The organism is Zoogloea sp. (assembly GCF_041911615.1).
Lineage (GTDB): Bacteria > Pseudomonadota > Gammaproteobacteria > Burkholderiales > Rhodocyclaceae > Zoogloea.
Genome location: NZ_JAYROR010000002.1, coordinates 53,598 through 79,487, shown reverse-complemented (window position 1 = coordinate 79,487; position 25,890 = coordinate 53,598). Strand labels below are relative to the sequence as shown.

General features: G+C 64.8%; 27 protein-coding genes. 25 read left to right on the top strand and 2 right to left on the bottom strand.

Annotated features, from left to right (window positions below; all coding sequences use genetic code 11):
* Positions 1–35 precede the first annotated feature (35 nt).
* The 16 genes from ACE3P2_RS00750 to ACE3P2_RS00675 all read left to right on the top strand — a co-directional run bounded on the left by ACE3P2_RS00750 (position 36) and on the right by ACE3P2_RS00675 (position 16,617).
* Positions 36–926 (top strand): alpha/beta fold hydrolase, encoded by an 891-nt coding sequence (locus ACE3P2_RS00750; RefSeq protein WP_374259738.1) that lies wholly within the window; start codon positions 36–38, stop codon positions 924–926.
* Positions 923–1,762 (top strand): 3',5'-nucleoside bisphosphate phosphatase, encoded by an 840-nt coding sequence (locus tag ACE3P2_RS00745; protein WP_374259736.1) that lies wholly within the window; start codon positions 923–925, stop codon positions 1,760–1,762. Before ACE3P2_RS00750 ends, ACE3P2_RS00745 begins: the two co-directional genes overlap by 4 nt.
* A 22-nt stretch (positions 1,763–1,784) precedes the next feature.
* Entirely contained in the window at positions 1,785–2,408 is a 624-nt protein-coding gene (locus ACE3P2_RS00740; protein ID WP_374259733.1) for an L-threonylcarbamoyladenylate synthase, read from the top strand.
* A 74-nt stretch (positions 2,409–2,482) separates the two neighbouring features.
* Complete coding sequence (locus ACE3P2_RS00735) at positions 2,483–3,142, top strand: site-2 protease family protein (RefSeq protein WP_374259730.1); 660 nt, start codon at positions 2,483–2,485, stop codon at positions 3,140–3,142.
* 6 nt (positions 3,143–3,148) lie between these two features.
* The gene (locus ACE3P2_RS00730) at positions 3,149–4,351 is read left to right on the top strand and encodes a tryptophan--tRNA ligase (RefSeq protein ID WP_374259728.1); all 1,203 of its coding nucleotides are present in this window, start codon (positions 3,149–3,151) and stop codon (positions 4,349–4,351) included.
* A gap of 82 nt (positions 4,352–4,433) precedes the next feature.
* Entirely contained in the window at positions 4,434–5,264 is an 831-nt protein-coding gene (locus ACE3P2_RS00725) for a ScpA family protein (RefSeq protein WP_374259724.1), read from the top strand.
* Positions 5,242–5,823 carry an SMC-Scp complex subunit ScpB gene (scpB, locus tag ACE3P2_RS00720; RefSeq protein WP_374259722.1) on the top strand — a complete coding sequence of 194 codons (582 nt, stop codon included), beginning with the start codon at positions 5,242–5,244 and terminating at the stop codon, positions 5,821–5,823. The genes ACE3P2_RS00725 and scpB overlap by 23 nt, the downstream gene beginning before the upstream one ends.
* Complete coding sequence (gene rluB, locus ACE3P2_RS00715) at positions 5,780–6,934, top strand: 23S rRNA pseudouridine(2605) synthase RluB (protein ID WP_374259720.1); 1,155 nt, start codon at positions 5,780–5,782, stop codon at positions 6,932–6,934. Before scpB ends, rluB begins: the two co-directional genes overlap by 44 nt.
* 160 nt (positions 6,935–7,094) lie before the next feature.
* Entirely contained in the window at positions 7,095–7,523 is a 429-nt protein-coding gene (gene rimP / locus ACE3P2_RS00710) for a ribosome maturation factor RimP (RefSeq protein ID WP_374259717.1), read from the top strand.
* Between the two features lie 21 nt (positions 7,524–7,544).
* Positions 7,545–9,017: a transcription termination factor NusA gene (gene nusA, locus ACE3P2_RS00705; protein ID WP_374259715.1), complete on the top strand. Its 1,473-nt coding sequence runs from the start codon at positions 7,545–7,547 to the stop codon at positions 9,015–9,017.
* 16 nt (positions 9,018–9,033) lie between these two features.
* Positions 9,034–11,877, top strand: coding sequence for a translation initiation factor IF-2 (gene infB, locus ACE3P2_RS00700; RefSeq protein WP_374259713.1), 2,844 nt, complete (start codon positions 9,034–9,036; stop codon positions 11,875–11,877).
* A gap of 3 nt (positions 11,878–11,880) precedes the next feature.
* On the top strand, positions 11,881–12,306 hold the full coding sequence (gene rbfA, locus ACE3P2_RS00695; RefSeq protein ID WP_374259710.1) for a 30S ribosome-binding factor RbfA: 426 nt from the start codon (positions 11,881–11,883) through the stop codon (positions 12,304–12,306).
* Between the two features lie 45 nt (positions 12,307–12,351).
* Positions 12,352–13,272, top strand: a complete 921-nt coding sequence (gene truB / locus ACE3P2_RS00690; RefSeq protein ID WP_374259708.1) for a tRNA pseudouridine(55) synthase TruB — start codon at positions 12,352–12,354, stop codon at positions 13,270–13,272.
* Positions 13,273–13,346: 74 nt separating this feature from the next.
* Complete coding sequence (gene rpsO / locus ACE3P2_RS00685; protein WP_153160264.1) at positions 13,347–13,616, top strand: 30S ribosomal protein S15; 270 nt, start codon at positions 13,347–13,349, stop codon at positions 13,614–13,616.
* 246 nt (positions 13,617–13,862) lie between these two features.
* The gene (pnp, locus tag ACE3P2_RS00680; RefSeq protein WP_374259809.1) at positions 13,863–15,908 is read left to right on the top strand and encodes a polyribonucleotide nucleotidyltransferase; all 2,046 of its coding nucleotides are present in this window, start codon (positions 13,863–13,865) and stop codon (positions 15,906–15,908) included.
* Between the two features lie 151 nt (positions 15,909–16,059).
* Positions 16,060–16,617, top strand: a complete 558-nt coding sequence (locus ACE3P2_RS00675) for a class I SAM-dependent methyltransferase (protein ID WP_374259706.1) — start codon at positions 16,060–16,062, stop codon at positions 16,615–16,617.
* A 20-nt stretch (positions 16,618–16,637) separates the two neighbouring features.
* Here ACE3P2_RS00675 and ACE3P2_RS00670 read toward each other — a convergent pair whose 3' ends face one another.
* Both ACE3P2_RS00670 and ACE3P2_RS00665 read right to left on the bottom strand, forming a co-directional pair.
* Positions 16,638–17,252: an arylesterase gene (locus ACE3P2_RS00670; protein ID WP_374259704.1), complete on the bottom strand. Its 615-nt coding sequence runs from the start codon at positions 17,250–17,252 to the stop codon at positions 16,638–16,640.
* A 5-nt stretch (positions 17,253–17,257) separates the two neighbouring features.
* The gene (locus ACE3P2_RS00665) at positions 17,258–18,064 is read right to left on the bottom strand and encodes an inositol monophosphatase family protein (RefSeq protein WP_374259702.1); all 807 of its coding nucleotides are present in this window, start codon (positions 18,062–18,064) and stop codon (positions 17,258–17,260) included.
* Positions 18,065–18,142: 78 nt separating this feature from the next.
* On the opposite strand from ACE3P2_RS00665, the gene ACE3P2_RS00660 reads away from it, so the two are divergent.
* The 9 genes from ACE3P2_RS00660 (at position 18,143) to hscA (ending at position 25,887) form a co-directional block, all read left to right on the top strand.
* Entirely contained in the window at positions 18,143–18,865 is a 723-nt protein-coding gene (locus ACE3P2_RS00660; protein WP_374259700.1) for an RNA methyltransferase, read from the top strand.
* A gap of 94 nt (positions 18,866–18,959) precedes the next feature.
* Complete coding sequence (gene cysE / locus ACE3P2_RS00655; RefSeq protein ID WP_374259698.1) at positions 18,960–19,724, top strand: serine O-acetyltransferase; 765 nt, start codon at positions 18,960–18,962, stop codon at positions 19,722–19,724.
* A 105-nt stretch (positions 19,725–19,829) separates the two neighbouring features.
* Positions 19,830–20,321 (top strand): Fe-S cluster assembly transcriptional regulator IscR, encoded by a 492-nt coding sequence (gene iscR / locus ACE3P2_RS00650; protein ID WP_374259696.1) that lies wholly within the window; start codon positions 19,830–19,832, stop codon positions 20,319–20,321.
* A 17-nt stretch (positions 20,322–20,338) separates the two neighbouring features.
* The gene (locus ACE3P2_RS00645) at positions 20,339–21,487 is read left to right on the top strand and encodes a cysteine desulfurase family protein (protein WP_374259694.1); all 1,149 of its coding nucleotides are present in this window, start codon (positions 20,339–20,341) and stop codon (positions 21,485–21,487) included.
* Between the two features lie 46 nt (positions 21,488–21,533).
* Positions 21,534–22,742, top strand: coding sequence for an IscS subfamily cysteine desulfurase (locus ACE3P2_RS00640; RefSeq protein WP_374259807.1), 1,209 nt, complete (start codon positions 21,534–21,536; stop codon positions 22,740–22,742).
* Between the two features lie 12 nt (positions 22,743–22,754).
* On the top strand, positions 22,755–23,138 hold the full coding sequence (gene iscU / locus ACE3P2_RS00635) for a Fe-S cluster assembly scaffold IscU (protein WP_374259692.1): 384 nt from the start codon (positions 22,755–22,757) through the stop codon (positions 23,136–23,138).
* 13 nt (positions 23,139–23,151) lie between these two features.
* A complete protein-coding gene (gene iscA / locus ACE3P2_RS00630) occupies positions 23,152–23,475 on the top strand; it encodes an iron-sulfur cluster assembly protein IscA (protein ID WP_374259690.1) in 324 nt (107 codons plus the stop codon).
* 13 nt (positions 23,476–23,488) lie between these two features.
* Positions 23,489–24,019, top strand: coding sequence for a Fe-S protein assembly co-chaperone HscB (gene hscB, locus ACE3P2_RS00625; protein WP_374259688.1), 531 nt, complete (start codon positions 23,489–23,491; stop codon positions 24,017–24,019).
* Complete coding sequence (hscA, locus tag ACE3P2_RS00620) at positions 24,019–25,887, top strand: Fe-S protein assembly chaperone HscA (RefSeq protein WP_374259686.1); 1,869 nt, start codon at positions 24,019–24,021, stop codon at positions 25,885–25,887. Before hscB ends, hscA begins: the two co-directional genes overlap by 1 nt.
* The last annotated feature ends 3 nt before the right edge of the window (positions 25,888–25,890 follow it).

The window sequence follows — 25,890 nt, the reverse complement described above, 5'->3', positions numbered from 1 at the left end:
GTGGCGTAGGGCAAGGGTCTGCTAAACTTCGATAAATGACCCTCGTCCGACGTCCGTCCCGCAGCCGCTTTCTCGATGTTCGCGGTCTGCGTTATCACCTCCGCGAATGGGGTGATGCCCGCGCGCCCACGCTGTTCCTGCTCCATGGCTGGATGGACGTGTCGGCCTCGTTCCAGTTTCTGGTCGATGAGCTGCAGGCTGACTGGCATGTGATCGCCCCCGATTGGCGGGGGTTCGGTCGGACCGACTGGGCGGGCACCGACGCTTACTGGTTTCCCGACTACCTGGCCGACCTCGACGCGATCCTGCGCGCTTGCGCGCCCGACGGTGCGGTGACGCTGATCGGCCACAGCATGGGCGGCAACGTGGCCTGCCATTACGCCGGCGTGCGTCCCGCGCGGGTTGCCCGGTTGATTGCGCTCGACGCCTTCGGGCTGGCCGACAGCGAACCGGCCCAGTCGCCGACGCGGCTCGAAAAGTGGCTCGACGAGCTGGCGCGGCCGGTGAGCTTTCGCGCCTATCCGGACGCCGCGGCGCTGGCGGCCCGGCTGCGCGAGCAGAATCCCCGTTTGTCGGTCGAGAAGGCCAGCTATCTCGCTGCGCACCTGGGCGAGCCGGACGGGCAGGGCGGCATCCGGCTGGCGGGCGATCCGGCCCATCGGCGCGTCAATGCCGTGCTGTATCGCCGTGCCGAGGCGTTGGCGGCGTGGAGGCGGGTCACGGCGCCGACCCTGTGGATCGAGCCCGCCGAACCCGAGCTGCGCCGCCGTCTGGGCGTGAGCGACGCCGACCATGCCGAGGCGCGTGCCGCATTCGGTAATTTCCGCGAGGTCGGGGTCGTCGACAGCGGACACAACCTGCACCACGACCAGCCGCGCATCGTTGCCGGGATCATCGAGGAATTCTTGCTGTCCACACGATCATGAACGCTGCCAACCCCGATCTGCACTGCCACTCCACCGCGTCCGACGGCACCCTCGCGCCCGCCGAAGTGGTGCGTCGTGCCCACGCCAACGGCGTCGATCTGCTGGCGCTCACCGATCACGACGAACTCCTCGGCCTGCCCGAGGCGGCGCGCACGGCCGACGAACTCGGATTGCGTTTCGTTCCGGGGGTCGAGGTGTCGGTCTCGTGGCTCGACCAGACCCTGCACATCGTCGGGCTCGACATCGATCCCGCCAATCCCGCCTTGATTGACGGGCTGCGCCGGGTGCGCGAGGGGCGCGACGGACGCGCGGCGCGGATTGCCGCCGAGCTCGACCGCATCGGCATTCACGGTGCCCTCGAAGGTGCGCTGCGCTACGCGGGCAACCCGGCGTTGATCAGCCGTGCGCATTTCGCACGCTTTCTCGTCGAGGTGGGCGTGGCGAAGAACGTCCACGACGTCTTCCTCAACTATCTCGCGCGGGGCAAGCCGGGCTACGTCGAACACGTCTGGGCGACGCTGGAGGACGCGATCCGCTGGATCAAGGGCGCCGGCGGGCTGGCGGTGATCGCTCATCCGGGGCGCTATCGTCTGTCCCACGTCGAAATGGACATCCTGTTTGACAAGTTCCGCGAACTCGGTGGCGACGCCGTCGAGGTATCCTGCGGGGCCCACGACGGCGGGCAGGTGCTGGCGTTTGCGCGCATGGCCCGCAAGTTTGACCTGCTCGCCTCGCGGGCGTCGGATTTCCATGGCCCCGAGGACAGCCCGATCGACCTCGGCCGCGCGCCGCCGCTGCCGCCCGACCTCACGCCGGTGTGGTCGCGCCTTACCTGAATCGCTTCACCACTTCTGAATCATGGCCCAGTTCTTTTCGCTCCACCCAGAACAACCGCAGGTGCGCCTGGTCAAGCAGGCCGCCGAGATCATGCGTGGCGGCGGCCTCGTCGCCTTTCCCACCGATTCCGCTTACGCCCTGGGCGGTCACACCGGCGATAACCCGCTGCTGGCCCGCATCCGGCGCATTCGCGGCGTGGACGAGCGCCACTTGTTCACGCTGATCTGCCGCGACCTGTCCGACATCGCCACCTTCGCCCGCGTGGATAACGCCCAGTACCGCTTGCTGAAGGCCACCACGCCGGGGCCCTACACCTTTATCCTCGAAGGCACCAAGGAGCTCCCGCGGCGCGTGCTGCACCCCAAGCGCAAGACCATCGGCCTGCGCATCCCCGATCATCCGGTGGTGTCGGCGCTGCTGGCCGAACTCGGTGAGCCGATCCTCAGTTCGACGCTGCTGCTGCCCGACGAGGCGCATCCGCTCACCGACGCCGACGAAATTCGCGCCCGCCTCGAAAAGGAGGTGGATCTGATCATCGAAGCCGGGCCGTGCCGCGGTGAAGCAACCACCGTCATCGACCTCACCAGCGGATCGCCGGAACTCGTACGGGAAGGGCGGGGCAGCCTCGCCCCCTTCGGCCTGTGAACCGCGCGCAGTCTGCACGCCCCGGGCCTGCCGGCGAGGTCTGCTAGAATCGCGGCCCCGCACGGACCTTTCCCATGCAAGAATTCATCGTCACCCTGACCATCTGGGCGCTGCCCGTGCTGTTCGCCATCACCTTGCACGAGGCAGCCCACGGCTATGCCGCGCGGCATTTCGGCGATCACACGGCGGAACTCGCCGGTCGCATCAGTCTCAACCCATTGCGCCACATCGACCCGGTCGGCACGATCCTCGTTCCCGGGCTGATCCTCCTCACCAGCTCGCTGGCCGGCGTCGGGGCGATGCTCTTCGGCTGGGCCAAGCCGGTACCGGTCAACTTCGGGCGCCTGCGCCATCCCAAGGCCGACATGCTGTGGGTGGCCGCCGCCGGACCTTTCGCCAACTTCGTGATGGCCATCGGCTGGGCGTTGCTGTTCAGCCTCGCCGCGTCGATGCCCGACAACGCCTACGCCTTGCCGCTCGCGAAGATGGCGGACGCCGGCATCCAGATCAACGCGGTGCTGCTGTTCCTCAACCTCGTGCCGCTGCCGCCGCTCGACGGTGGGCGCATCGCGGTGAGCCTGCTGCCCGCCGGGCTGGCCTACAAGTTCGCCCAGATCGAGCCGTATGGCTTTCCAATCCTGCTGTTCCTGCTCGTTACCGGTATCCTTGGCGACATTCTCGGGCCGCTGGTGGCCCTTTTCCGTTTTGCTCTTGCAACCGTTTTTGGACTTTGACATCCCATGTTCGCTGAACGCGTCCTCTCCGGCATGCGCCCCACCGGGCGGCTCCACCTCGGCCACTACCACGGCGTCCTGAAAAACTGGGTCAAGCTCCAGGCCGAGTACCCCTGCCTGTTCTTCGCCGCCGACTGGCACGCGCTGACCACCGACTACGACAACCCCAAGGGCATCGAAGGCAGCGTGTGGGAGATGATCGTCGACTGGCTGGCCGCTGGCGTCGATCCGTCGCAGGCCACCATCTTCATCCAGTCCCGCGTGCCCGAGCATGCCGAGCTGCACCTGCTGATGTCGATGATGACGCCCCAGGGCTGGCTCGAGCGCGTGCCCACCTACAAGGATCAGCAGGAAAAGCTCTCCCACAAGGATCTGACCACCTACGGCTTCCTGGGCTATCCGCTGCTGATGAGCGCTGACATCCTGATCTATCGGGCCGACAAGGTGCCGGTGGGCGAGGATCAGCTGCCCCACGTGGAGTTCACTCGCGAGCTGGCCCGCCGCTTCAATCATATGTACGGCCGCGAGCCGGGCTTCGAGGAAAAGGCCAAGGAAGCCATCAAGAAGCTCGGCAGCAAGCGCGCCAAGCTCTACGAGGAGTTCCGCACCCGCTTCCAGCAGAACGGTGACGAAGAGGGCCTCGCCCTCGGCAAGGCGCTGCTCGAAGAAGCCCAGAGCCTGTCGCTGGGCGATCGCGAGCGCCTCTACGGCTACCTCGAAGGCAGTGGCAAGATGATTCTGGTCGAGCCCGGTGCGCTGCTCACCGATGCTTCCCGGATGCCGGGCCTGGACGGCCAGAAGATGTCCAAGTCCTACGGCAACACCATCTTCCTGCGCGAGGAAGCCGATTCGGTGGGCAAGAAGATCCGCACCATGCAGACCGATCCGGCCCGCGTGCGGCGCACCGATCCGGGCAATCCCGAGAAGTGCCCGGTGTGGCAGTTCCATGTCATCTACTCCGACGATAAAACCCGCGACTGGGTGAAGCAGGGCTGCACCAGCGCCGGCATCGGCTGCATCGAGTGCAAGCAACCGGTCATCGACGCCGTGCTCAAGGAGCAGGACGTCATGCGCGAGCGCGCCCAGCCTTATCTCGACGATCCGAGCCTGGTCCGCAGCATCGTCGCCGACGGTTGCGACAAGGCGCGCAAGCTCGCCCAGGAAACCATGCGCGAAGTCCGCGACGCGATGGGGCTGAGCTACAGCTGATGAAGCGTCCGGCGCCCGCGGGCGGATTCTTGCCTTGGTGGCGCGGGATGTGCGTGATAGCCTGCGCGGCGGGTGACCGGCGATGAGTGCCGTCCTCGACCTCGCTCCGCCGGCTGAGCCGCTGGAGGCGATCGTCGGCCGGATGTACGGCCAGCCGATCTTCGATCTGCCGAAGGATCTGTACATCCCGCCCGATGCGCTGGAAGTGATCCTCGACGCCTTCGAGGGGCCGCTCGACCTGTTGCTCTACCTGATCCGCAAGGCGAACATCAACGTCCTCGACATTCCGATGGTGCCGCTCACCGCGCAGTACCTCGAATACGTGGAGGCGATGCGCCGGCACAACCTGGAGCTGGCGGCCGATTACCTGCTGATGGCGGCGACGCTGCTGGAGATCAAGTCGCGCATGTTGCTGCCGCGTCCGCCCCGTGCCGACGAGACCGAGGAGCTGGACCCGCGCGCTGAACTGGTGCGCCGCCTGCTGGAGTACGAACAGGTGAAGATGGCCGCGGCGCGGCTCGATGCGCTGCCACGGGTCGAGCGGGATTTCGAGTGGGTCGGGGTCTTCGTCGCCGAGAAGGTGGTCGAGCGGCTTCCCGCCGTGAGCCTGCATGATCTGCAACTGGCGTGGCTGAAGATCGCCCGCCAGAGTCGCCTGAAGCGGCATCACACGATCCAGCGGGAGGAGCTGTCGGTGCGTGAGCACATGACGCTGATCCTGCGAAAACTCAGGGACGACGCCTTCGTGGTGTTCGAGTCGCTGTTCGATCCCGATCTGGGCGTGCCCAGCCTGGTGGTGAGCTTTCTCGCCACCCTCGAGCTGGTCAAGGAGCGTCTGGTGGTCGTGACCCAGAACGAGGCCTTTGCGCCGATTTACGTGAAGCGTGCCGATGGTGCAGCCGGAAACGACTGAAGAATTCAAGCGGGTGCTGGAAACCGCATTGCTGGCGGCGCCGTCGCCGCTGGCGGTGGGGGCGCTGCGTCGGCTTTTCGAGATCGATCCGGGGCCCGATCTGGTGCGCCGGCTGCTCGCCGAGCTCGCCGAAGACTGGCAGGGCAGGGGTGTCGAGCTGGTTCAGACGGCCGGCGGCTGGCGCTTCCAGACGCGGCTCGAATATCAGGTTTATCTCGATCGCCTGAAGGAGGAGCGGCCGCCGAAGTATTCCCGCGCGGTGCTCGAAACCCTCGCGATCATCGCCTATCGGCAGCCGGTGACCCGCGGTGACATCGAGGACATCCGTGGCGTGGTGGTCTCCACTAACGTCCTTAAGACGCTTGAATCCCGAGGCTGGGTGGACGTGGTCGGCTACCGGGATACGCCCGGTCGGCCGGGACTCTACGCCACGACCCGAAAATTCCTGGAGGACCTCGGCCTGCGCAGTCTGACCGAGTTGCCTCCGCTTACTGAAATCGAAAGGATCATGGATCTTGTCGACCTCCCAAAAACCGAAGAACAAGCCGTTCAGGGCTAAGACCGGCAAGCCGGCTGGCAGCACCGGCACGCCCCACGGCCAGGGGGCGGCCCCGGGCGGCCGACGTGGTCGTGGCCGCACTGAGAACGAAGGCACCCGCGCATCGCGCCCCGAGCGTCAGCTGGAAGGTCAGCGCCAACCCAAGAGCAATGCCTCGGCGATCGGTTTGTCCGATCTCGGTGGCGGACGCGGTAACTGGCGCGCGCGCCGGCAGGGCCCTGCGGGCTTTGGCGGGGGCGACGACGGCTATCCGCTGGTGAGCACCGAATTGCCGCCGGCTGCCGAGGGCGAGCGGCGCCGCAAGCCCCAGGATGCCACCTACACCGAACCCCAGCGTCTCCACAAAGTGCTGGCTGCCGCTGGCATCGGCTCGCGCCGGGAGATCGAGGAATGGATCGTCGCGGGGCGCATCTCGGTCAATGGCGAGCCGGCGGATGTCGGGCAGAAGGTGGGGCCGGGGGATCGGGTGCGGGTCAATGGCAAGCTCATGCCGCTGCGCTTCGCGCCGCGCATCCCGCGCGTCATCCTCTATCACAAGCCGGAAGGCGAAATCGTCTCCCGGGACGATCCGGAGGGGCGTCCGACGGTGTTCGACCGCCTGCCGAACCTGCGCAAGGGGCGTTGGATCGCCGTCGGGCGGCTCGACTTCAATACCTCGGGCCTGCTTCTTTTCGTCAATGATGGCGACCTGGCCAACAAGCTGATGCATCCGCGCTACGAACTCGATCGAGAATACGCGGTGCGCATTCTCGGTGAACTCGACGAAGCCCAGCGGGGCGCGTTGCTGGCGGGTATCGAGCTGGAAGACGGACCCGCCAAGTTCAACACCCTGCTCGACGCGGGTGGGGAGGGGGTCAACCGCTGGTATCGGGTGACGCTGTCGGAAGGCCGCAATCGAGAGGTGCGCCGGATGTTCGAGGCGCTTGGCCTCACCGTGAGCCGTCTGATGCGCGTGCGCTACGGGCCGGTGGTGCTGCCGTCACGCCTCAAGCGCGGCATGTGGGAGGACATGGCGGTCGAGGAGGTCTGCAAGCTCGCGGGTCTGCCTAAGCCTGTCGATGTGCCCGGAAAGGGGCGCCGTCCGGTACGCCAGCCCCGTCGGCAGGGCTAGGTTCCCGCATTGTCTGCAGGGTGAAAATTGCGCCCGCCTCGGCGGGCTGTTATACTTGATCTGTTTTATCGGTTCGAAAGGACCGACATCCGGTCGAATTCAACAGGGATGGGCGTTTCGCCCATTTTTTATTTGTGGTTTGGGAAGTGTGGGCAAGGGCATGGATTTGCTGAAATTGATCGAGCAGACCGCGGAAGGCCTCGGCTACGAGCTGGTCGACTTCGAGACGTCGCCTCGTGGGCGGCTGATGCGGGTGTTCATCGATTCGCCGAATGGCATCACGGTTGACGATTGCGCCACCGTGAGTAATCAGCTGACGCGGATTTTCGAAGTCGAGAACGTCGATTACGACCGACTCGAAGTCTCGTCGCCCGGCCTGGATCGCGCGCTCAAGAAGCCGTCGGATTTCGAGCGTTTTGCGGGTCAGGACGTCCAGGTCCGTCTGACCATGCCGATCGCCAATCAACGCAATTTTGCCGGAGTGCTGCAGGGCCTGAAGGAAGGCGTGGTCACTCTGGAAACGGAAAAGGGGTCGATGGAGATCCCGTTTGACGATATCGAAAAGGCCCGCCTGGTGCCCAGGTTTTAAGGAATTTGGAGGTTTGCAGGTATGAGCCGCGAAATTTTGCTGTTGGTCGATGCGTTGGCCCGCGAGAAGAACGTGTCCAAGGAGATCGTCTTTTCGGCGCTTGAGTCCGCGCTGGCCCAGGCCACCAAGAAGCGCATCAACGACGACGCCGATGTGCGCGTCGCCATCGACCGGGAAACCGGCGATTACGAATCCTTCCGTCGCTGGCAGGTGCTACCCGATCAGGACGTCGAGAACGACGAGGCCCAGATGGGGCTGATCGATGCCCGCGAGGAATATCCCGACATCCAGGTCGGCGACTACGTTGAAGAAGGGCTCGAACCGATCGATTTCGGTCGGATCGGTGCCCAGGCCGCCAAGCAGGTGATCCTGCAGAAAGTCCGTGACGCCGAGCGCGAGCAGATCCTCAATGACTTCCTGGAGCGCAAGGAATACATCATCTCCGGCAGCATCAAGCGCATGGAGCGGGGCAATGCGATCATCGAGGTCGGTCGTCTCGAGGCGGTGCTGCCGCGCGATCAGATGATTCCGAAGGAAAACCTGCGCGTCGGCGACCGGGTCAAGGCTTACCTGCTGCGCATCGATCGCGGTGCCCGCGGTCCGCAGCTGATCCTGTCGCGCACTGCGCCGGAATTCGTCATGCGCCTGTTTGAACTCGAAGTGCCGGAGATCGACGACGGCCTGCTCGAGATCAAGGCCTGTGCCCGCGATCCCGGTCTGCGCGCCAAGATCGGTGTGAAGTCCAATGACCCACGCATCGATCCGATCGGCACCTGCGTCGGTCTGCGCGGCTCTCGCGTCACCGCGGTGCGCAACGAGATCGGTGGCGAGAACATCGACATCGTGCTGTGGTCGCCCGAGCCGGCCCAGTTCGTCATCGGCGCCCTGCAGCCGGCCGAGGTGTCGTCGATCGTAGTCGACGAGGAAGCCCACGCGATGGACGTGGTGGTGGACGAGAACAACCTGGCGATCGCCATCGGCCGTAACGGCCAGAACGTCAAGCTGGCCTCCGAGCTCACCGGCTGGACCATCAACCTGATGACCGAAGCGGAGTCGGAGCGCAAGTCCGAAGCCGAACACAGCACGGTGCGTCAGCTGTTCATCTCCAGGCTGGATGTGGACGAGGAAGTGGCCGACATCCTGATCGACGAGGGTTTCTCGTCGCTCGAGGAAATCGCCTACGTGCCGCTGGCGGAAATGTTGGAAATCGAATCCTTCGACGAAGAAACGGTAAACGAGCTGCGCAACCGCGCCCGCAACGTGCTCCTTACCGAAGCCATCGTGACCGAAGAACAACTGGAAAACGTCACCGAGGACCTCTTGGGCCTCGAAGGCATGGACAAGCCCCTGGCCGCCAAACTGGCTCAGGGCGGCGTGCATACCCGCGACGAACTGGCTGATCTCGCGGTTGATGAACTGATGGAAATGTCGGGGCTGGACGAAGAGCGGGCCAAGAATTTGATCACCAAGGCGCGCGCGCACTGGTTCGAGTAATACCCGGAGGTTCAAGATGGGACAGATGACCGTTACACAATTTGCCGGCGAGCTGAAGATGCCGGCCTCCGTGTTGCTCGAGCAGTTGCAGAAGGCCGGCGTTGACAAGGTGCGTGAGTCCGACCTGCTTTCCGAGCAGGACAAGACCCGCCTCCTCGATTTCCTGCGCCGCGCCCATGGCGATACGGCCGCTAAGTCGAAGATCACGCTGACGCGTAAGCAGACTAGCGAGATTCGCGCCACGGACGCCACTGGCCGTGCCCGCACGGTGCAGGTCGAGGTGCGCAAGAAGCGCACCTTCGTCAAACGCGACGACTCCGCGACGCCCGAGCTGGTGCCCGCAGCCGCGTCCGAAGTGCTGGACGTGCCCGTCGAGGCCCCGGTCGAAGTGGCCGCCGCACCCGAAGTGCAGGTCGAAGCGGTTGTCGAGGCGCCCGTCGTTGCACCCGAACCGGTGGTCGTGCCGGAACCGGTCGTCGAGGCGACTCCGGCCCCGGCACCCGAACCCGAACCGGAGCCTGTTCCCGAACCCGAGCCAGCACCCGCGGCCGTCGAGGTCAAGCCGGAACCCAAGCCCGAGCCGGCACCTGAGCCCGCTCCGGTGGCGTCCGCGCCCAAGGCCGAAGCGCGTCCTGCTGCGCCGGTACGTCGTGTCGTGGCGGGTTCGATCCTGAGCGCCGAAGAAAAGGCTACGCGAGAGCGCGAGGCGCAGCGTCATGCCGAGCTGCTTGCCCGCCAGGCGGCCGACCTGAAGGAAAAGCAGGAGCGCGAAGCCCGTGCCCGTGCTGCCATGTTGCAGCGTGCCGAAGAGGAAAAGCAGCGTCTCGCCGCAGCCGAGAAGGTCAAGACCGAGGCTGAGGCCGCACCCAAGACGGGGACGCTGCACAAGCCCGCCAAGACCGAAGACAAGGGTGGCCGCAAGGATGTCAAGAAAGTCGTCGGCAAGGATACCGCGGCCGACAACGCCAAGCGTCGCGGCGGCATCAAGACTCGCGGCGACACCACCGGCGGTGCTGGTGGCTGGCGTGGAGGCGGTCGCGGCGGTGGTCGCAACGGCGGTCGTCAGCAGGATACTCCGGCCTTCATCGCCCCGACCGAGCCGATCGTGCGTGAAGTGCACGTGCCGGAAACCATCTCCGTCGCCGATCTGGCCCACAAGATGTCCGTCAAGGCCATTGAGGTCATCAAGACGCTGATGAAGATGGGCTCCATGGTGACGATCAACCAGGTGCTCGATCAGGACACCGCGATGATCGTCGTCGAGGAAATGGGCCACAAGGCGCTCGCCGCCAAGCTGGACGATCCGGATGCCTTCCTCGAGGAAAACGTCGAGCACAAGGATGTGCCGCTGGAGCCGCGTGCGCCGGTCGTCACGGTCATGGGTCACGTCGACCACGGCAAGACTTCGCTGTTGGACTATATCCGTCGCGCCAAGGTTGCTGCCGGCGAAGCGGGTGGCATCACCCAGCACATCGGCGCGTACCACGTGGAAACGGAGCGTGGCATGGTGACCTTCCTGGACACCCCGGGTCACGAGGCATTTACCGCCATGCGTGCCCGCGGCGCCAAGGCGACCGACTTGGTCGTGCTGGTGGTTGCAGCCGACGACGGCGTCATGCCTCAGACCAAGGAAGCCATCCACCACGCCAAGGCGGCCGAAGTGCCCCTGATCGTGGCGGTGAACAAGATCGACAAGCCGGGCGCCAACCCCGAGCGTGTTCGCCAGGAACTGATCGCCGAGGGTGTCGTGCCTGAAGCCTACGGTGGCGACACGATGTTCATCGAAGTGTCCGCCAAGACCGGCCAGGGCATCGATGACCTGCTCGAAGGCATCCTGCTGCAGGCAGAAGTGCTCGAGCTGACCGCGCCCCGTGAAAGCATGGCAAAGGGGCTGATCATCGAAGCGCGTCTCGACAAGGGGCGTGGTCCGGTTGCGACCCTGCTGGTGCAGTCCGGCACGCTCAAGCGTGGCGACGTGGTGCTGGCCGGTGCGACCTTCGGTCGCGTCCGGGCGATGCTCGACGAGAACGGCAAGCCCATCGAGGAGGCGGGTCCGTCGATTCCGGTCGAGATCCTCGGTCTGGCCGACGTGCCGGGCGCCGGCGACGAGGTCGTGGCCCTGGCCGACGAGCGCAAGGCGCGTGAAATTGCCCTGTTCCGTCAGGGCAAGTTCCGCGACGTGAAGCTCGCCAAGCAGCAGGCCGCCAAGCTGGAAAGCATGTTCGAGCAGATGGGCGAGGGCGAGGTGAAGACCCTGCCGTTGATCATCAAGGCGGACGTGCAGGGTTCGCAAGAAGCGCTGGCGCATTCGCTCGTCAAGCTCTCCAACGACGAGGTGCGCGTGCAGGTCATTCACGGTGGCGTCGGCGCGATCAGCGAATCGGACGTCAACCTGGCGCAAGCGTCCGGCGCGGTCATCATTGGCTTTAACATCCGTGCCGATGCCAATGCCCGCAAGCTGGCCGAGACCTTCGGCGTGGATATCCGTTACTACAACATCATCTACGACGCCGTCGATGAGGTGAAGAGCGCGCTGTCCGGCATGCTCGCGCCCGAGAAGCGCGAACAGGTGCTCGGCATGGTGGAGGTCCGTCAGGTGTTCACCATTTCCAAGGTGGGGACGATTGCCGGCTGCTACGTGCTCGAAGGTCTGGTCAAGCGCAATGCGCTGGTCCGCGTCCTGCGCAATCACGTGGTCATTCACTCGGGCGAACTCGAATCGCTCAAGCGCTTCAAGGACGACGTCAAGGAAGTCAAGTTCGGCTACGAGTGCGGCCTGCAGGTCAAGAACTTCAACGATCTGGTCGAAGGCGACCAGCTCGAAGTGTTCGAGATCCAGGAAGTCGCGCGGACGTTGTAAATCATGCCGAAGGAGTTTTCCCGTGGCCAGCGCGTGGCGGAGCAAATCCGCCGCGAACTGGCCGAACTGATCCGGCTCGAGTTGAAGGACCCGCGCGTCGGTTTCGTCACGTTGACCGATGTCGAGCTCACTCCCGACTACGCCCATGCGAAGGTGTTCTTCACCTCAATGAAGGGTCAGGAGGGGCTCGAGGAAATCCAACGGGGTCTGCGTCGTGCCAGCAGCTTCTTGCGTCGTGAATTGGGGCGTCGGGTGCGCATCCATACGCTGCCCGAGTTGCATTTCGTCTACGACCCGTCGGTGGAAACCGGCAATCGGATCTCGGCCCTGATCGACAAGGCGGTCGAGTCCGACCGGCACTATGCCGAAGAGGCGGGTGACGACGATGCGTCCGAAGCGCGTACCTCGTCCCCGGGCGAATCCCGTTGATCCCTCGGACGCCGCGTTTGCGGCGTCCTTCCAGGAAATTCCCGTTTGGCCAAGCCTCCCCAGCGTCGCAACCCCCCGCGCCGCGCCGTCAGTGGCGTGCTGTTTCTCGACAAGCCGGTGGGTATCAGCTCCAATAATGCGCTGCAGAAGGCGCGCTGGCTGCTGAACGCCGCCAAGGGCGGCCACACCGGTACCCTTGATCCTATGGCGAGTGGTCTGCTGCCGCTGACCTTCGGCGAGGCGACCAAGTTTTCCCAGACGCTGCTCGATGCCGACAAGGCCTACGATGCGACCGTCCTGCTCGGTGTCACCACCACGACCGCGGATGCCGAAGGCGAGGTGCTTGCGCGCTGCCCTGTTGACGCGAGTGACGAAGCCATCGAGGCGGCCGTTGCTCGCTTGAGGGGCGACATCGAACAGGTGCCACCGATGTATTCGGCGCTCAAGCATCACGGCAAGGCTTTGTACGAGTATGCCCGCGAGGGCGTAGAGATTCCCCGCGAGCCGCGTCGCGTCACGATCCACAGCCTTGAATGCCTGGGCCGGGAGGGCGACAGCCTTCAGATCCGCGTGGCGTGCAGCAAAGGAACCTACGTTCGGACGCTGGCGTCCGATCTGGGCGCCATGCTCGGGTGCGGTGCGCATCTGACGGCTTTGCGCCGCACCCGCATCGGACCCTTCGATCTCGCGGGTACGGTGACGCTCGGGGATTTCGAGGCGATGGAGGCTGAAGCGCGCGATGCCTGTCTGGCGCCGGTCGAGGCCTTGCTGGCCCATCTGCCCACATGCGGTCTGGATGCCGAGCAGGCGCGTGCTTTTACTCATGGGCAGTCTGCCCAGGGGGTTGGCGGGGACGCGGGCTCGCTGTTCCGGGTGTACGAAGGCGAGCGTTTTCTTGGCGTCGGCAGTGCCGACGGGCAGGCGAAACTGGTGCCGATTCGCCTGATGGCGACCGGCAATCAATGAAATGTCTTGAGCAATCCCGCGCGGGATTGATATAATCGCGCGCTTCGCAAGGCTATAACTAACCGAGTTAAACAATGGCAATCTCCACTGAACAAAAAGCGCAAATCGTTGGTGACTACCAGCGCGCCAAGGGCGACACCGGTTCTCCGGAAGTGCAAGTCGCTCTGCTTACCGCCCGCATCAACGATCTGACCGGCCACTTTAAGGCTAACGTCAAGGACCACCACTCCCGCCGCGGCCTCCTGATGATGGTCAGCCAGCGTCGCAAGCTCCTCGACTACCTGAAGCGCAAGAATGTCGACAGCTACCGTGAGCTGATCAGCCGCCTTGGCCTGCGCAAGTAAGCGGATAGAAGTAGCTGCATTACCGAACGTGACGACCCTGCGATTCGCGCAGGTTTGATCATGGGCACAGCCGGTGTAAGTCCGCGTGGCTTCGCCGGCTTTGTCGCATCTGTGCGCCAGAGAAAAAGGCGCTTTTACCTCGGCTACGCGTGCGGTTGTGGTTTGCCGCCTGCCGATTGAATGAAAGGACATCCCTTGCCTACCGCAATCAAGAAGAGTTTTACCTACGGCTCCCACACCGTCACCATGGAAACCGGCGAGATCGCCCGTCAGGCCCATGGCGCCGTGCTCGTCTCGATGGACGACACCGTGGTGCTAGCGACCGTGGTGGCCGCCAAGAATGCCAAGCCGGGCCAGGATTTCTTCCCGCTCACCGTCGATTACGTCGAGAAGTTCTACGCCGCGGGCCGCATCCCGGGCGGCTTCTTCAAGCGTGAGGGTCGTCCGACTGAAAAGGAAACCCTCACTTCCCGCCTGATCGACCGCCCGATCCGCCCGCTCTTCCCGGACGGTTTCTACAACGAAGTCCAGGTCATCGTCCAGGCCGTCTCCCTGAACCCGGAAGTCGACGCCGACATTCCGGCGATGATCGGCGCTTCCGCCGCGCTGGCGATTGCCGGCATTCCGTTCGCGGGCCCGATCGGTGCCTGTCGCGTCGGCTACGACAACGGCGCGTACATCCTCAACCCGACGGCCACCCAGCTGCAGACCAGCAAGATGAATCTGGTCGTCGCCGGCACCGAAACCGCGGTGCTGATGGTCGAGTCGGAAGCCCTCGAGCTGCCGGAAGACGTGATGCTGGGCGGCGTGGTGTTCGGCCACACCCAGATGCAGGCCGCGATCACCGCGATCAACGAACTGGTCGACCTGGCCGGCAAGCCCGAATGGGAATGGCAGGCACCCGCCAAGGACGAGGCCCTGATCGCCCGCGTGACCGAACTGGCCGCGGCCAAGATCGAGGAAGCCTTCCGCATCACCGCCAAGCAGGCGCGCTCGCAGCAGTTGTCGGCCATTGGCGACGAAGTGCATGCGGCCCTGGTGGCCGAAGGTCGCGAGTACGACAACAACACCGTGAACAACATCATCTTCGATCTGGAATCGAAGGTCGTGCGTGGTCGCATCCTTTCCGGCGAGCCGCGCATCGACGGCCGTGATACCCGCACCGTCCGCCCGATCGACATCCGTGTCGGCGTGCTGCCGCGCACCCACGGTTCTGCGCTGTTCACCCGTGGCGAGACCCAGGCCCTGGTGGTGACCACCCTCGGCACCGGCCGCGACGAGCAGATCATCGACGCGGTTGCCGGCGAATACCGCGAGCGCTTCATGCTGCACTACAACTTCCCGCCGTTCTCGACCGGCGAGTGCGGTCGTTTCGGCTCGCCGAAGCGCCGCGAGATTGGTCATGGTCGTCTTGCCAAGCGTGCGCTGGCTGGCGTGCTGCCGAGCAAGGAAGATTTCAGCTACACCGTCCGTGTGGTGTCCGAGATCACCGAGTCCAACGGTTCCAGCTCGATGGCATCGGTCTGTGGCGGCTCCCTGGCTATGATGGACGCGGGTGTTCCGCTGTCCGCGCCGGTAGCGGGCATTGCGATGGGCCTGATCAAGGACGGCGGCCGTTTTGCGGTGCTGACCGACATTCTGGGCGACGAAGATCACCTGGGCGACATGGACTTCAAGGTGGCGGGCACCGAGACGGGTGTGACCGCGCTGCAGATGGACATTAAGATCCTCGGTATCACCAAGGAGATCATGCAGGTTGCCCTGGCTCAGGCCAAGGAAGGTCGCATGCACATCCTGGGCCTGATGAAGGAGGCCCTTGGCGGCGCCCGTGGTGAAGTGTCCAACTTCGCGCCGCGCATGATCACCCTGAAGATCAACCCCGAGAAGATTCGCGACGTGATCGGCAAGGGCGGTGCGGTGATCCGTGGCCTGCAGGAGGAAACCGGCACCATCATCGAGATCACCGACGACGGCAACGTGACGATCTCGTCCGTCAGCGCCGAGGGTGCTCAGGTTGCCAAGAAGCGCATCGAGGAGATTACCGCTGAGGTGGAAGTGGGCAAGGTCTACGAAGGCCCGGTCGTTCGCATTCTCGATTTCGGCGCGATCATCAACATCCTGCCGGGTCGCGATGGCCTGCTGCACGTTTCCCAGATCGCCAACGAGCGCGTCAATGCCGTGTCCGACTACCTCAAGGAAGGTCAGGTCGTGCGCGTCAAGGTGCTCGAGACCGACGAGAAGGGTCGTGTGCGTCTGTCGATGAAGGCGCTGCTGAACGAAAAGGCCGAGTAATCTCGACTCGATCGTTTGCAAAATCGGGCGCTGCGGCGCCCGATTTTGTTTTGGGCGACGGTTTGTGAAGAGATGAGCGGGAACTGCCGCGACGGCCGTTCATCTGACAGAATGGTGACAAACGAATTTCGATCCGGGAGGTCGATTGCCCATGCTGCGCCACACTGGTTCCTTGACCCCCTCGCCGTGGGTGACCCGTTTTGCTCCGCTGATCGCTGCTGGCGGCGAAGTGCTGGATTTTGCGTGCGGAAGTGGCCGTCATGCCCGCTGGCTGGCAAGCCGTGGCTTCCGTGTCGAGGCGGTGGATCGGGATGCGGTCGCGCTCGAGCTGCTGGTCGGCGTGCCGCATCTGTCCACTCGTGAAGCCGATCTGGAGGAGGGGGCGTGGCCTTATGCGGGGCGCCACTTCGATGCGATCGTCGTGACCAATTATCTCTTTCGACCCCGCCTGCCCCTGTTACTGACCGCGCTCAATCACGGGGGTGTGTTGATCTACGAGACCTTCATGGTCGGAAATGAACGTTTCGGCAAGCCGAGTAATCCGGATTTTCTGCTGCGTTCGCACGAGCTGTTCGAGCGGGTGGCCGATGCGTGCACCGTGCTGGCCTACGAGCAGGGCGAGGTGTCCGATCCGAAGCCGGCCGTGATCCAGCGCATCTGCGCAGTCAAGGGGCATAACCCGTCCTTGCGGCTTCCGCTCGCGAACTGACGTCGCGCGTGAGCGGCGGGTCAGCGCAGCAGCGGTTTGAGTTCGCGCCAGATCGAGTCGAGGATCAGCGGCTGGGCATCCGCGATAGGATGGATGCCGTCGGCCTGGAAGTAGCTGCGCTTGTCGGCGAAGCCTTCCATCATGAAAGGCACGAGGCGTAGCTTGTTGGCACGTGCGAGATCGCGGTAAGTCTTCTCGAAGCGCCGGGTGTAGTCGGGGCCATAGTTGGGCGGCATCCGCATGCCAACGAGGAGCACCTTGGCGCCGGCCTCGCGGCTGGCGTCGATCATGGCCTGGAGGTTGTCGTTCATCGCTGGCACCGGCAGACCGCGCAGGCCATCGTTGGCGCCAAGCTCGATGATGACGAGGCTCGGGTGGTGAAGCTGCAGGGCGGCGGGCAGACGGGCCCGTCCTCCCGCGGTGGTCTCGCCGCTGATGCTGGCATTGACCACCTTGTGGGGAAGCTTGGCATCGGCGATGCGTTTTTCGAGCAGCGCCGGCCAGGCCTGGTGGGGACGCAGGCCATAGCCTGCAGAGAGGCTGTCGCCCCACACCAGCACCGTTCCGGCAAAAACCGAAGGCGTGACGAGCAGCAGGCCGATCAGCGCGGTGCGGAGGAGGGCGATGGCGCGCATCGGAATCAGGCCGGGATTTTGTCGGCGCAGTGGCCTTGGACGATCTGCATGAGCTGCGGAAAGACCTTGGGCGTGGCGGCGACGATGTTGCCGGTGGTGAGATAGGCCGACTCGCCGGCGAGATCGCTCACCAGGCCGCCGGCTTCGCTGATCAGGAGGCTGCCGGCCGCCATGTCCCACGGGGACAGGCCGAACTCCCAGAATCCGTCGAGACGACCGGCGGCGACGTAGGCCAGATCGAGCGACGCGGCGCCGGGGCGGCGCAGGCCGGCGGTCTTCTGGGTGAGTTCTTTAAAGATGCCGAGGTAGGTGTCCACATTGCCGAACTGGCGATACGGGAAGCCGGTGCCGACCAGTGCGTCCTGCAGGCGGAGGCGCTTCGAGACGCGGATGCGACGATCGTTGAGAAAGGCGCCGGCCCCTTTCGAAGCGGTGAACATCTCGTTGCGGTTCGGGTCATAGACCACCGCCTGCTCGACCACGCCGCGGCGGGCGAGGGCGATGGAGATCGCGTACTGGGGAAAACCGTGGATGAAATTGGTGGTGCCGTCGAGCGGATCGATGATCCACTGGTATTCGGTATCGGCCTCCGGGCCGGTCTCGCCGGACTCTTCTGCTAAAATGGCGTGGCTCGGATAGGCATCGCGAAGCACCTGGATGATGGCTTCTTCGGCCGCTCGGTCGACTTCCGTGACGAAGTCGTTGGGCGACTTGGATTCAACGCGCAGGAGTTCCACGTCGTTGGACGCCCGGTTGATGACGTTGGCGGCGCGGCGCGCGGCCTTGATGGCAATGTTCAGAGTGGGATGCATGGGTGTCTGGCAAGGTGTGCCGGCCCGGGCATGAATCGCCCACAGGTCGACACTAATTCGGAAACCCCACATTTTAATATGAACCACGATGGCGCGCTTGAGCGCGTGCGTGTTGTCCTTTCCCGTACGAGTCATCCCGGCAATATCGGTGCTGCGGCCAGGGCCATGAAGACCATGGGCCTGTCGCAGTTGGTGCTCGTGAGTCCCCACGCCTTTCCCGATCCCGTCGCGACCACGCGGGCCGCCGGTGCCGACGACATCCTGGCCAACGCGCGGGTGGTGGGCAGCCTATCCGAGGCGCTCGAGGGCACGGTCTTCGCTGCGGCGCTCACCGCCCGGCGCCGCGAGTTGTCCGTGCCGATGAAATGGGCGCGGGAGGCCGCCGGCGATCTGTTGGGGCGCGCGGCCTTCGGCGATGTGGCGCTGGTCTTCGGCAACGAGACCGTCGGCTTGTCGAACGAGGACGTGGCGCTCTGCCACATGCCGGTGAAGATTCCGGTCAGCGAGACGTATTCGTCGCTCAACCTGGGCGCGGCGGTGCAGGTGCTGTGCTACGAGTTGCGCATGGCGGCCCTCGATCCGTCCGCGGCGCCGGCCGTCGAGTTCGAGCCGGCCACCTTCGAGCAGATCGAAGGTTTTTTCAGCCATCTCGATCGGGCGATCACAGCCAGCGGCTTCTTCGATCCCAGCAACTCCAAGCGCTTGTGGCCGCGCCTGCGCCGGCTGTTCGGACGAATCCGGCTCGAGAAGGACGAAATCAACATACTTCGTGGCATGTTGAGCGCCTTCGAGAAGAGGTAGACTAAAATAGTCGGAAATTAAAATCACGTCGCCGTTCCGGCTCTCCCGGTCGGCGCCGCGGAAAACAGCGCGAATCATTTCGGAGTTTGATTTCATGTTCAGTCGTCTGCGCGAGGATGTCGCCAATGTCCTCGAACGCGATCCGGCCGCCCGTTCCCGCTGGGAAGTGCTGACCTGTTACCCGGGGATGCACGCCCTGTGGCTGCATCGTCTTGCCCATGTGGCGTGGACGAACGGATTTCGCTGGGTCGGGCGCTTCACGAGCCATGTGGGACGAATGCTCACCGGCATCGAGATCCATCCCGGTGCCACGATTGGCCGGCGCGTGTTCATCGACCACGGAATGGGCGTGGTGATCGGGGAAACGGCCGAGGTGGGCGACGATTGCACGATCTACCAGGGTGTGACGCTCGGCGGCACTTCGCTTTATCGCGGCACCAAGCGCCATCCGACGCTCGGCCGTGGCGTGGTGATCGGGGCCGGCGCCAAGGTGCTCGGTGGCTTCGAGGTGGGCGACGGCGCCAAGGTCGGTTCCAACGCGGTGGTGGTCAAGCCGGTGCCGGCGGGGGCTACCGCGGTGGGCAATCCGGCGCGGATCATCGAGGCGGGCAAGGACGAGGCTGCCCGCGCCCGGGAGGCGAAGGCCGAGCAGATGGGCTTCACCGCCTACGGCGTCACCCGCGACATGGACGATCCCGTTTCCAAGGCGCTGCACGGCTTGCTCGATCACGCGGTCGAGACCGACCGGCGCATCCGTGTGCTGCTCGATAAATTGACCGAGGCGGGCATCTGCGTCGATGCGGCCGCCAAGTCCGAGGACGCTTTCGATCCGCAAGGGTTGGGCAGGATGGTCGATTGACGGGCTTGCGCGGAGTGCGGCAGGAAAATAGTTGATCGTTTTTGTCGGGTTTGGTAATCTTGACTGAAACATTCAACTATTTTCCGCCTGCCCCCAGGAGCCCAAATGAGACTGACTACCAAAGGTCGTTTTGCCGTGACGGCAATGATTGATCTGGCGCTGCGCTGCAGCGACGGTCCGGTGACGCTGGCGGGCATTGCGGATCGGCAAAAGATCTCCCTCTCCTATCTCGAGCAGTTGTTCGGCAAGCTGCGGCGTTTCGAGCTGGTCAGCAGCGTGCGGGGCCCCGGCGGCGGTTATGCGCTGGCCCGCGACATGGCGGCGATCACCGTGGCGGACATCATCGCCGCGGTGGACGAGCCACTCGACGCCACGTCCTGTGGCGGCAAGGAAAACTGCAAGGACGAGCACCGCTGCATGACGCACGAGCTGTGGACCAACCTGAATCGCCGCATGTACGAATACCTGCATTCGGTGACCCTGGCCAATCTCGTCGAGCAGCAGCGGGCCAAGGCCGCTCAGGTCTCGGTGCTCCACGACGGCCGTCCGGCGAGCGGCTGCAGCAAAGGCAGCGGCGCCTTGCCGGCAACTGCCTGAGGCGCCGGGAGCGCACGATGTTCACCCCGGTCTACCTCGACCACAACGCCACCACGCCGCTCGATCCGGCGGTGCGAGAGGCCATGCTGCCGTGGCTCGGCGTGCGCTTCGGCAACGCCTCGAGCCGGCACGAATACGGCCGGGCGGCGCGCAAGGCGATCGACGAGGCGCGCGCCCAGGTGGCGGCCGCGGTGGGTGCGCATCCTACCGAGGTGATCTTCACCAGCGGCGGTTCGGAGGCAAACAACCTGTTCATCAAGGGCGCCGCCGCGCTGCTCAAGCCTGGTTGCATCGCGGTCAGTGCCATCGAGCATCCGTGCGTGCGCGAGCCGGCGCGGCAACTGGTGCGGCAGGGCTGGCAGCTCGACGAAATCGCGGTGGATGGGAGCGGGCGCGTTGATGCGTCGGCTTTCGAGGCGGTGCTGGCGAAGCGGCCCAGGCTGGTGTCGACGATGCTCGCCAACAACGAGACCGGCGTGCTTCAGGACGTGCCGGCACTGGCCGCCGCAGTACGGGCGCAGGGTGGCTGGATGCACTGCGACGCCGTGCAGGCGCTCGGCAAGATGAAAGTGGATTTTCGCGCCCTCGGCGTGCATGGGCTGACCGTGTCGTCCCACAAGATTCAGGGGCCGCTCGGCGCCGGTGCGCTGGTGGTGGATAAGCGGGTCGAACTCGCGCCGCTGGTGGCGGGCGGTGGGCAAGAGCGCAATCTGCGTTCCGGCACCGAAAACGTGATGGCGATTGTCGGTTTCGGCAAGGCCTGCGAGCTGGCGACCCGCGATCTCGACGCGCGCTCGGCGCATTTGGCGGTGCTGCAGGGCCGGTGTGAGGCCGGTCTCGCGCAACTCGGTGCGCGGATTTTTTCTGCGGACGCGCCGCGGCTCGCCAACACCGTTTTCTTTGCCATCGAAGGAATCGACGGCGAGACGCTGGTGGGCAAGCTGGATCGTGCCGGATTTGCGGTGGCGAGTGGCTCGGCCTGTTCCAGCGCCAATCCGGAGCCGTCCCACACGCTCGTGGCGATGGGCGTCGAGGCGGGGCTGGCCCGCTCGGCGGTGCGGGTGAGCTTCGGCGTCGGTAACACCACGCAGGACGTGGACGGATTTTTGAAGGCGCTCGGCGAAAACCTCGCCAGCCTCCGAACGCTGACCGCGATGGCGGTCTAAGTTTCTGAACGGCTTAAATTTTTGCAGTACGGAGAAGATGAAGATGATCAAGTTTCCGATCTACCTCGATTACTCGGCCACCACGCCGGTGGATCCCCGCGTCGCGGAGAAGATGATCCCCTACCTGACCGAGCTGTTCGGCAACCCCGCTTCCCGCAGCCACGCCTACGGCTGGACGGCGGAGAAGGCCGTCGAGGAGGCCCGTGAGGAAGTCGCCGCGTTGGTGGGCGCCGATCCGAAGGAAATCATCTGGACCTCCGGCGCCACCGAGTCCAACAACCTGGCGATCAAGGGGGCCGCGCACTTCTACGCCGGCAAGGGCAAGCACCTCATCACCGTGAAGACCGAGCACAAGGCCGTGCTCGACACCGTGCGTGAGCTGGAGCGTCAGGGCTTCGAAGCCACCTACCTCGATGTCAAGGAAGACGGCTTGATCGACCTGGATGCGCTGAAGGCGGCGATCCGCCCGGATACCACCGTGATCTCGGTGATGTTCGTGAATAACGAGATCGGTGTGGTCCAGCCGATCGCCGAGATCGGCGAGCTGTGCCGCGAGAAGGGCATCGTCTTTCACGTGGATGCGGCGCAGGCCACCGGCAAGGTCGAGATCGATCTCGCGAAGCTGAAGGTCGACCTGATGTCGTTCTCGGCCCACAAGACTTATGGCCCGAAAGGTATCGGCGCACTGTACGTACGTCGCAAGCCCCGCATCCGCCTCGAGGCGCAGATGCACGGCGGCGGTCACGAACGTGGCCTGCGCTCCGGCACCCTGGCCACGCACCAGATCGTCGGCATGGGCGAGGCGTTCCGCCTGGCCCGCCTCGAGATGGCCGAAGAGAACAAGCGTATCGGTGCCTTGCGCGATCGCCTGCTCAAGGGCCTCACCGCCATCGAGCAGAGCTTCGTGAATGGCGACATGACCCACCGCGTGCCCCACAACCTGAACATCAGCTTCGCCTACGTCGAAGGCGAGTCGCTGATCATGGCGATCAAGGACGTGGCGGTGTCGAGCGGCTCGGCCTGCACCTCGGCGAGCCTGGAGCCGTCGTACGTGTTGCGCGCCCTGGGCCGCAACGACGAGCTGGCGCACAGTTCCATCCGCTTCACCATCGGCCGCTTCACGACGGACGAGGAAATCGACTATACAATCGACTTGCTGCAGCGCAAGGTCGGAAAGCTCCGCGAACTGTCGCCCCTGTGGGACATGTTCAAGGAAGGCATCGACCTCGATACGGTGCAGTGGGCAGCGCACTGACAGGAGAGCAAAATGGCATACAGTGAAAAGGTCCTGGACCACTACGAAAATCCCCGCAACGTCGGCGCCTTCGGCAAGGAAGAAGACGGGGTGGGCACCGGTATGGTCGGCGCGCCGGCCTGCGGCGACGTGATGAAGCTGCAGATCAAGGTCGGCAAGGACGGCGTCATCGAGGACGCCAAGTTCAAGACCTACGGCTGCGGCTCGGCGATCGCTTCCAGTTCGCTCGTCACCGAATGGGTGAAGGGCAAGACGCTCGATCAGGCGCTGGACATCAAGAACACCGCGATTGCCGAAGAGCTGGCCCTGCCGCCGGTCAAGATTCACTGCTCGATCCTGGCCGAGGACGCCATCAAGGCGGCTGTCGAGGACTACAAGAAGAAGCACAACGGCTGAAAGGAACGCGATCATGGCAGTAACCCTGTCCGACAAGGCTGCAAAGCACATCGATAACTTCATTGCCAAGCGTGGCAAGGGGGTCGGCATTCGTCTTGGCGTTCGCACGTCGGGTTGTTCCGGGATGGCCTACAAGCTCGAGTTTGCCGACGAGGTGCTGCCGGAGGACGTGGTCTTCGAGAGTCACGGCCTGAAGGTGCTGATCGATCCCAAGAGCCTGCCCTACATGGACGGGACCGAGTTGGACTTCGTGCGTGAGGGGCTGAACGAGGGTTTCAAGTTCAACAATCCGAACGTCAAGGATCAGTGCGGCTGCGGCGAGAGCTTCACCGTCTGAGCATGGCTGTCAGATGCTCGACCTGAAGCAGGATTACTTCGCCTTGTTCGGCCTGGTGCCGGCGTTCGACATCGACGTGGAGCGGCTGGAGCAGGCTTACCTGGACATCCAGGGCAGGGTTCACCCAGACCGCTTCGCCCACGCCACCGACACCGAGAAGCGGCAGTCGATGCAGTGGGCGACCCACGCCAACGAGGCCTTCCGGACCCTCAAGAACCCGTTGACGCGCGGGCATTACCTGCTTGAATTGCGCGGCGTCGATCCGGCCTTTGACACCAACACCGCCATGTCCGCCGAGTTCCTGATGGAACAGATGGAATGGCGCGAGGCGCTCGGTGAGGCGAAGGACGCCGCCGACGAGGATGTGCTCGACGACCTCTCCCGCCGCATCCGCCAGAGCACCCGTGAGCTGGTCGGCCGGCTGGGCGAGCAGCTCGACGTCAGCAACGATCTCGAAGGCGCGGCGGATACCGTGCGGCGCCTCAAGTTCCTCGAAAAGCTGCAACACGAAATCAACGACGCCTTGACGGCGCTGGAATCCTGATGGCTCTGCTGCAAATTTCCGAACCGGGCATGTCCACCGCGCCGCACCAGCATCGGCTGGCGGTGGGCATCGATCTCGGGACGACCAATTCCCTGGTGGCGACGGTGCGCAACGGCGTGCCTCAATGTCTTCAGGATGAGGACGGCAAGATGCTGCTGCCGTCCGTCGTGCACTATCTGCCGGACGGCCAGATCGTCGTCGGGCGCAAGGCGATGGCGACTCAGGCGGTCGATCCGCGCAACACCATCGTCTCGGTCAAGCGTTTCATGGGGCGCGGCCTCAAGGACGTGGCCCACGTGGAGACGATGCCCTACGATTTCGTCGACACCGCCGGCATGGTCCGTCTGCGTACGGTGCAGGGCGTCAAGAGCCCCGTCGAGATCTCCGCCGAGATTCTGAAGGCGCTGCGCGTGCGCGCCGAGCGCAGCTTGGGCGGCGAGCTGACCGGTGCGGTCATCACCGTGCCGGCATATTTCGACGACGCCCAGCGTCAGGCGACCAAGGACGCCGCGCGCCTGGCCGGCCTCAACGTGCTGCGTCTGCTCAACGAGCCCACCGCGGCGGCGATCGCCTACGGCCTCGAAAACGCCGCCGAGGGCGTCTACGCGGTGTACGACCTGGGTGGGGGGACCTTCGACATCTCGATCCTGCGCCTGTCGCGCGGGGTGTTCGAGGTGGTGGCCACCAGCGGCGACGCCGCCCTCGGTGGCGACGACTTCGATCACCGTCTGTTCTGCTGGATTCTCGACAACGCCGGCATCTCGCTGCCGTCCGACCGCGACGCCCGCCGCCTGCTAATGAAGGCCCGCGAGGTCAAGGAGCGCCTGACCCTGGACGAGTCGGTACCGGTCCGCATGACGCTGGACAGCGGCGACGAGGTGGATCTCGTCGTGGCGCGCCAGGTTTTCGTGGACATCACCCGCCCGCTGGTGGACAAGACCCTGCGTCCGCTCCGCAAGGCGCTGCGCGATGCCAACCTCGACCCCGCCGACGTCAAGGGTGTGGTGATGGTTGGCGGCGCCACGCGGATGCCCCACGTCCAGAAGGCCGTCGGCGAGTTTTTCGGCCAGACGCCGCTGACCAACCTCGACCCGGATACCGTCGTGGCGGTCGGTGCGGCGATGCAGGCCAACGTGCTCGCCGGCAACCGGACCAGCGACGACGAGTGGCTGCTCCTCGACGTGATTCCGCTCTCCCTCGGCATCGAGACGATGGGCGGGCTGGTCGAGAAGATCATTCCCCGCAACTCGACGATCCCGACCGCCCGCGCCCAGGATTTCACCACCTTCAAGGACGGCCAGACGGCCATGTCCTTCCATGTGGTGCAGGGCGAGCGCGAGCTCGTGGCCGACTGCCGTTCGCTGGCGCGTTTCGAACTGCGTGGCATTCCCCCGATGGTTGCCGGCGCGGCGCGCATCCGCGTCACGTTCCAGGTAGATGCCGACGGCCTGCTGTCGGTTACCGCGCGGGAGCAGACCACCGGCGTCGAGGCCAGCGTCGCGGTCAAGCCATCGTATGGGCTGGCCGACGACGAGATCGCCGACATGCTCAAGGCGGGTTTCGAGCACGCCCAGTTCGACATGGAACTGCGCGGGCTGAAGGAGCAGCAGGTCGAGGCGTCCCGCGTGATCGAGGCTACCGAGAAGGCCCTTGCCAGCGACGGCAATCTGCTCGACGCCGGCGAGCGTGCCGCGCTCGACGCCGCCATCGCTGCGCTGCGCACCGCTGCGGCCGGCGACGACGTTCGCGCCATCAAGCTCCAGCTGGAAGCCTTCAACCGCGCCTCGAACGAGTTCGCGTCCCGCCGCATGGACAAGAGCATTCGCGAGGCGCTGGCCGGCCACAAGATCGACGAACTGCGGATTTGAACC

Excerpts from the sequence above, each read along its gene's own strand:
- ACE3P2_RS00750 (WP_374259738.1), top strand. The coding sequence starts at position 36 with ATGACCCTCGTCCGACGTCCGTCCCGCAGCCGCTTTCTCGATGTTCGC.
- ACE3P2_RS00745 (WP_374259736.1), top strand. The coding sequence starts at position 923 with ATGAACGCTGCCAACCCCGATCTGCACTGCCACTCCACCGCGTCCGAC.
- ACE3P2_RS00740 (WP_374259733.1), top strand. The coding sequence starts at position 1,785 with ATGGCCCAGTTCTTTTCGCTCCACCCAGAACAACCGCAGGTGCGCCTG.
- ACE3P2_RS00735 (WP_374259730.1), top strand. The coding sequence starts at position 2,483 with ATGCAAGAATTCATCGTCACCCTGACCATCTGGGCGCTGCCCGTGCTG.
- ACE3P2_RS00730 (WP_374259728.1), top strand. The coding sequence starts at position 3,149 with ATGTTCGCTGAACGCGTCCTCTCCGGCATGCGCCCCACCGGGCGGCTC.
- ACE3P2_RS00725 (WP_374259724.1), top strand. The coding sequence starts at position 4,434 with ATGAGTGCCGTCCTCGACCTCGCTCCGCCGGCTGAGCCGCTGGAGGCG.
- scpB (WP_374259722.1), top strand. The coding sequence starts at position 5,242 with ATGGTGCAGCCGGAAACGACTGAAGAATTCAAGCGGGTGCTGGAAACC.
- rimP (WP_374259717.1), top strand. The coding sequence starts at position 7,095 with ATGGATTTGCTGAAATTGATCGAGCAGACCGCGGAAGGCCTCGGCTAC.
- nusA (WP_374259715.1), top strand. The coding sequence starts at position 7,545 with ATGAGCCGCGAAATTTTGCTGTTGGTCGATGCGTTGGCCCGCGAGAAG.
- infB (WP_374259713.1), top strand. The coding sequence starts at position 9,034 with ATGGGACAGATGACCGTTACACAATTTGCCGGCGAGCTGAAGATGCCG.
- rbfA (WP_374259710.1), top strand. The coding sequence starts at position 11,881 with ATGCCGAAGGAGTTTTCCCGTGGCCAGCGCGTGGCGGAGCAAATCCGC.
- rpsO (WP_153160264.1), top strand. The coding sequence starts at position 13,347 with ATGGCAATCTCCACTGAACAAAAAGCGCAAATCGTTGGTGACTACCAG.
- pnp (WP_374259809.1), top strand. The coding sequence starts at position 13,863 with ATGGAAACCGGCGAGATCGCCCGTCAGGCCCATGGCGCCGTGCTCGTC.
- ACE3P2_RS00675 (WP_374259706.1), top strand. The coding sequence starts at position 16,060 with ATGCTGCGCCACACTGGTTCCTTGACCCCCTCGCCGTGGGTGACCCGT.
- ACE3P2_RS00670 (WP_374259704.1), bottom strand. The coding sequence starts at position 17,252 with ATGCGCGCCATCGCCCTCCTCCGCACCGCGCTGATCGGCCTGCTGCTC.
- ACE3P2_RS00665 (WP_374259702.1), bottom strand. The coding sequence starts at position 18,064 with ATGCATCCCACTCTGAACATTGCCATCAAGGCCGCGCGCCGCGCCGCC.
- ACE3P2_RS00660 (WP_374259700.1), top strand. The coding sequence starts at position 18,143 with ATGAACCACGATGGCGCGCTTGAGCGCGTGCGTGTTGTCCTTTCCCGT.
- cysE (WP_374259698.1), top strand. The coding sequence starts at position 18,960 with ATGTTCAGTCGTCTGCGCGAGGATGTCGCCAATGTCCTCGAACGCGAT.
- iscR (WP_374259696.1), top strand. The coding sequence starts at position 19,830 with ATGAGACTGACTACCAAAGGTCGTTTTGCCGTGACGGCAATGATTGAT.
- ACE3P2_RS00645 (WP_374259694.1), top strand. The coding sequence starts at position 20,339 with ATGTTCACCCCGGTCTACCTCGACCACAACGCCACCACGCCGCTCGAT.
- iscU (WP_374259692.1), top strand. The coding sequence starts at position 22,755 with ATGGCATACAGTGAAAAGGTCCTGGACCACTACGAAAATCCCCGCAAC.
- iscA (WP_374259690.1), top strand. The coding sequence starts at position 23,152 with ATGGCAGTAACCCTGTCCGACAAGGCTGCAAAGCACATCGATAACTTC.
- hscB (WP_374259688.1), top strand. The coding sequence starts at position 23,489 with ATGCTCGACCTGAAGCAGGATTACTTCGCCTTGTTCGGCCTGGTGCCG.
- hscA (WP_374259686.1), top strand. The coding sequence starts at position 24,019 with ATGGCTCTGCTGCAAATTTCCGAACCGGGCATGTCCACCGCGCCGCAC.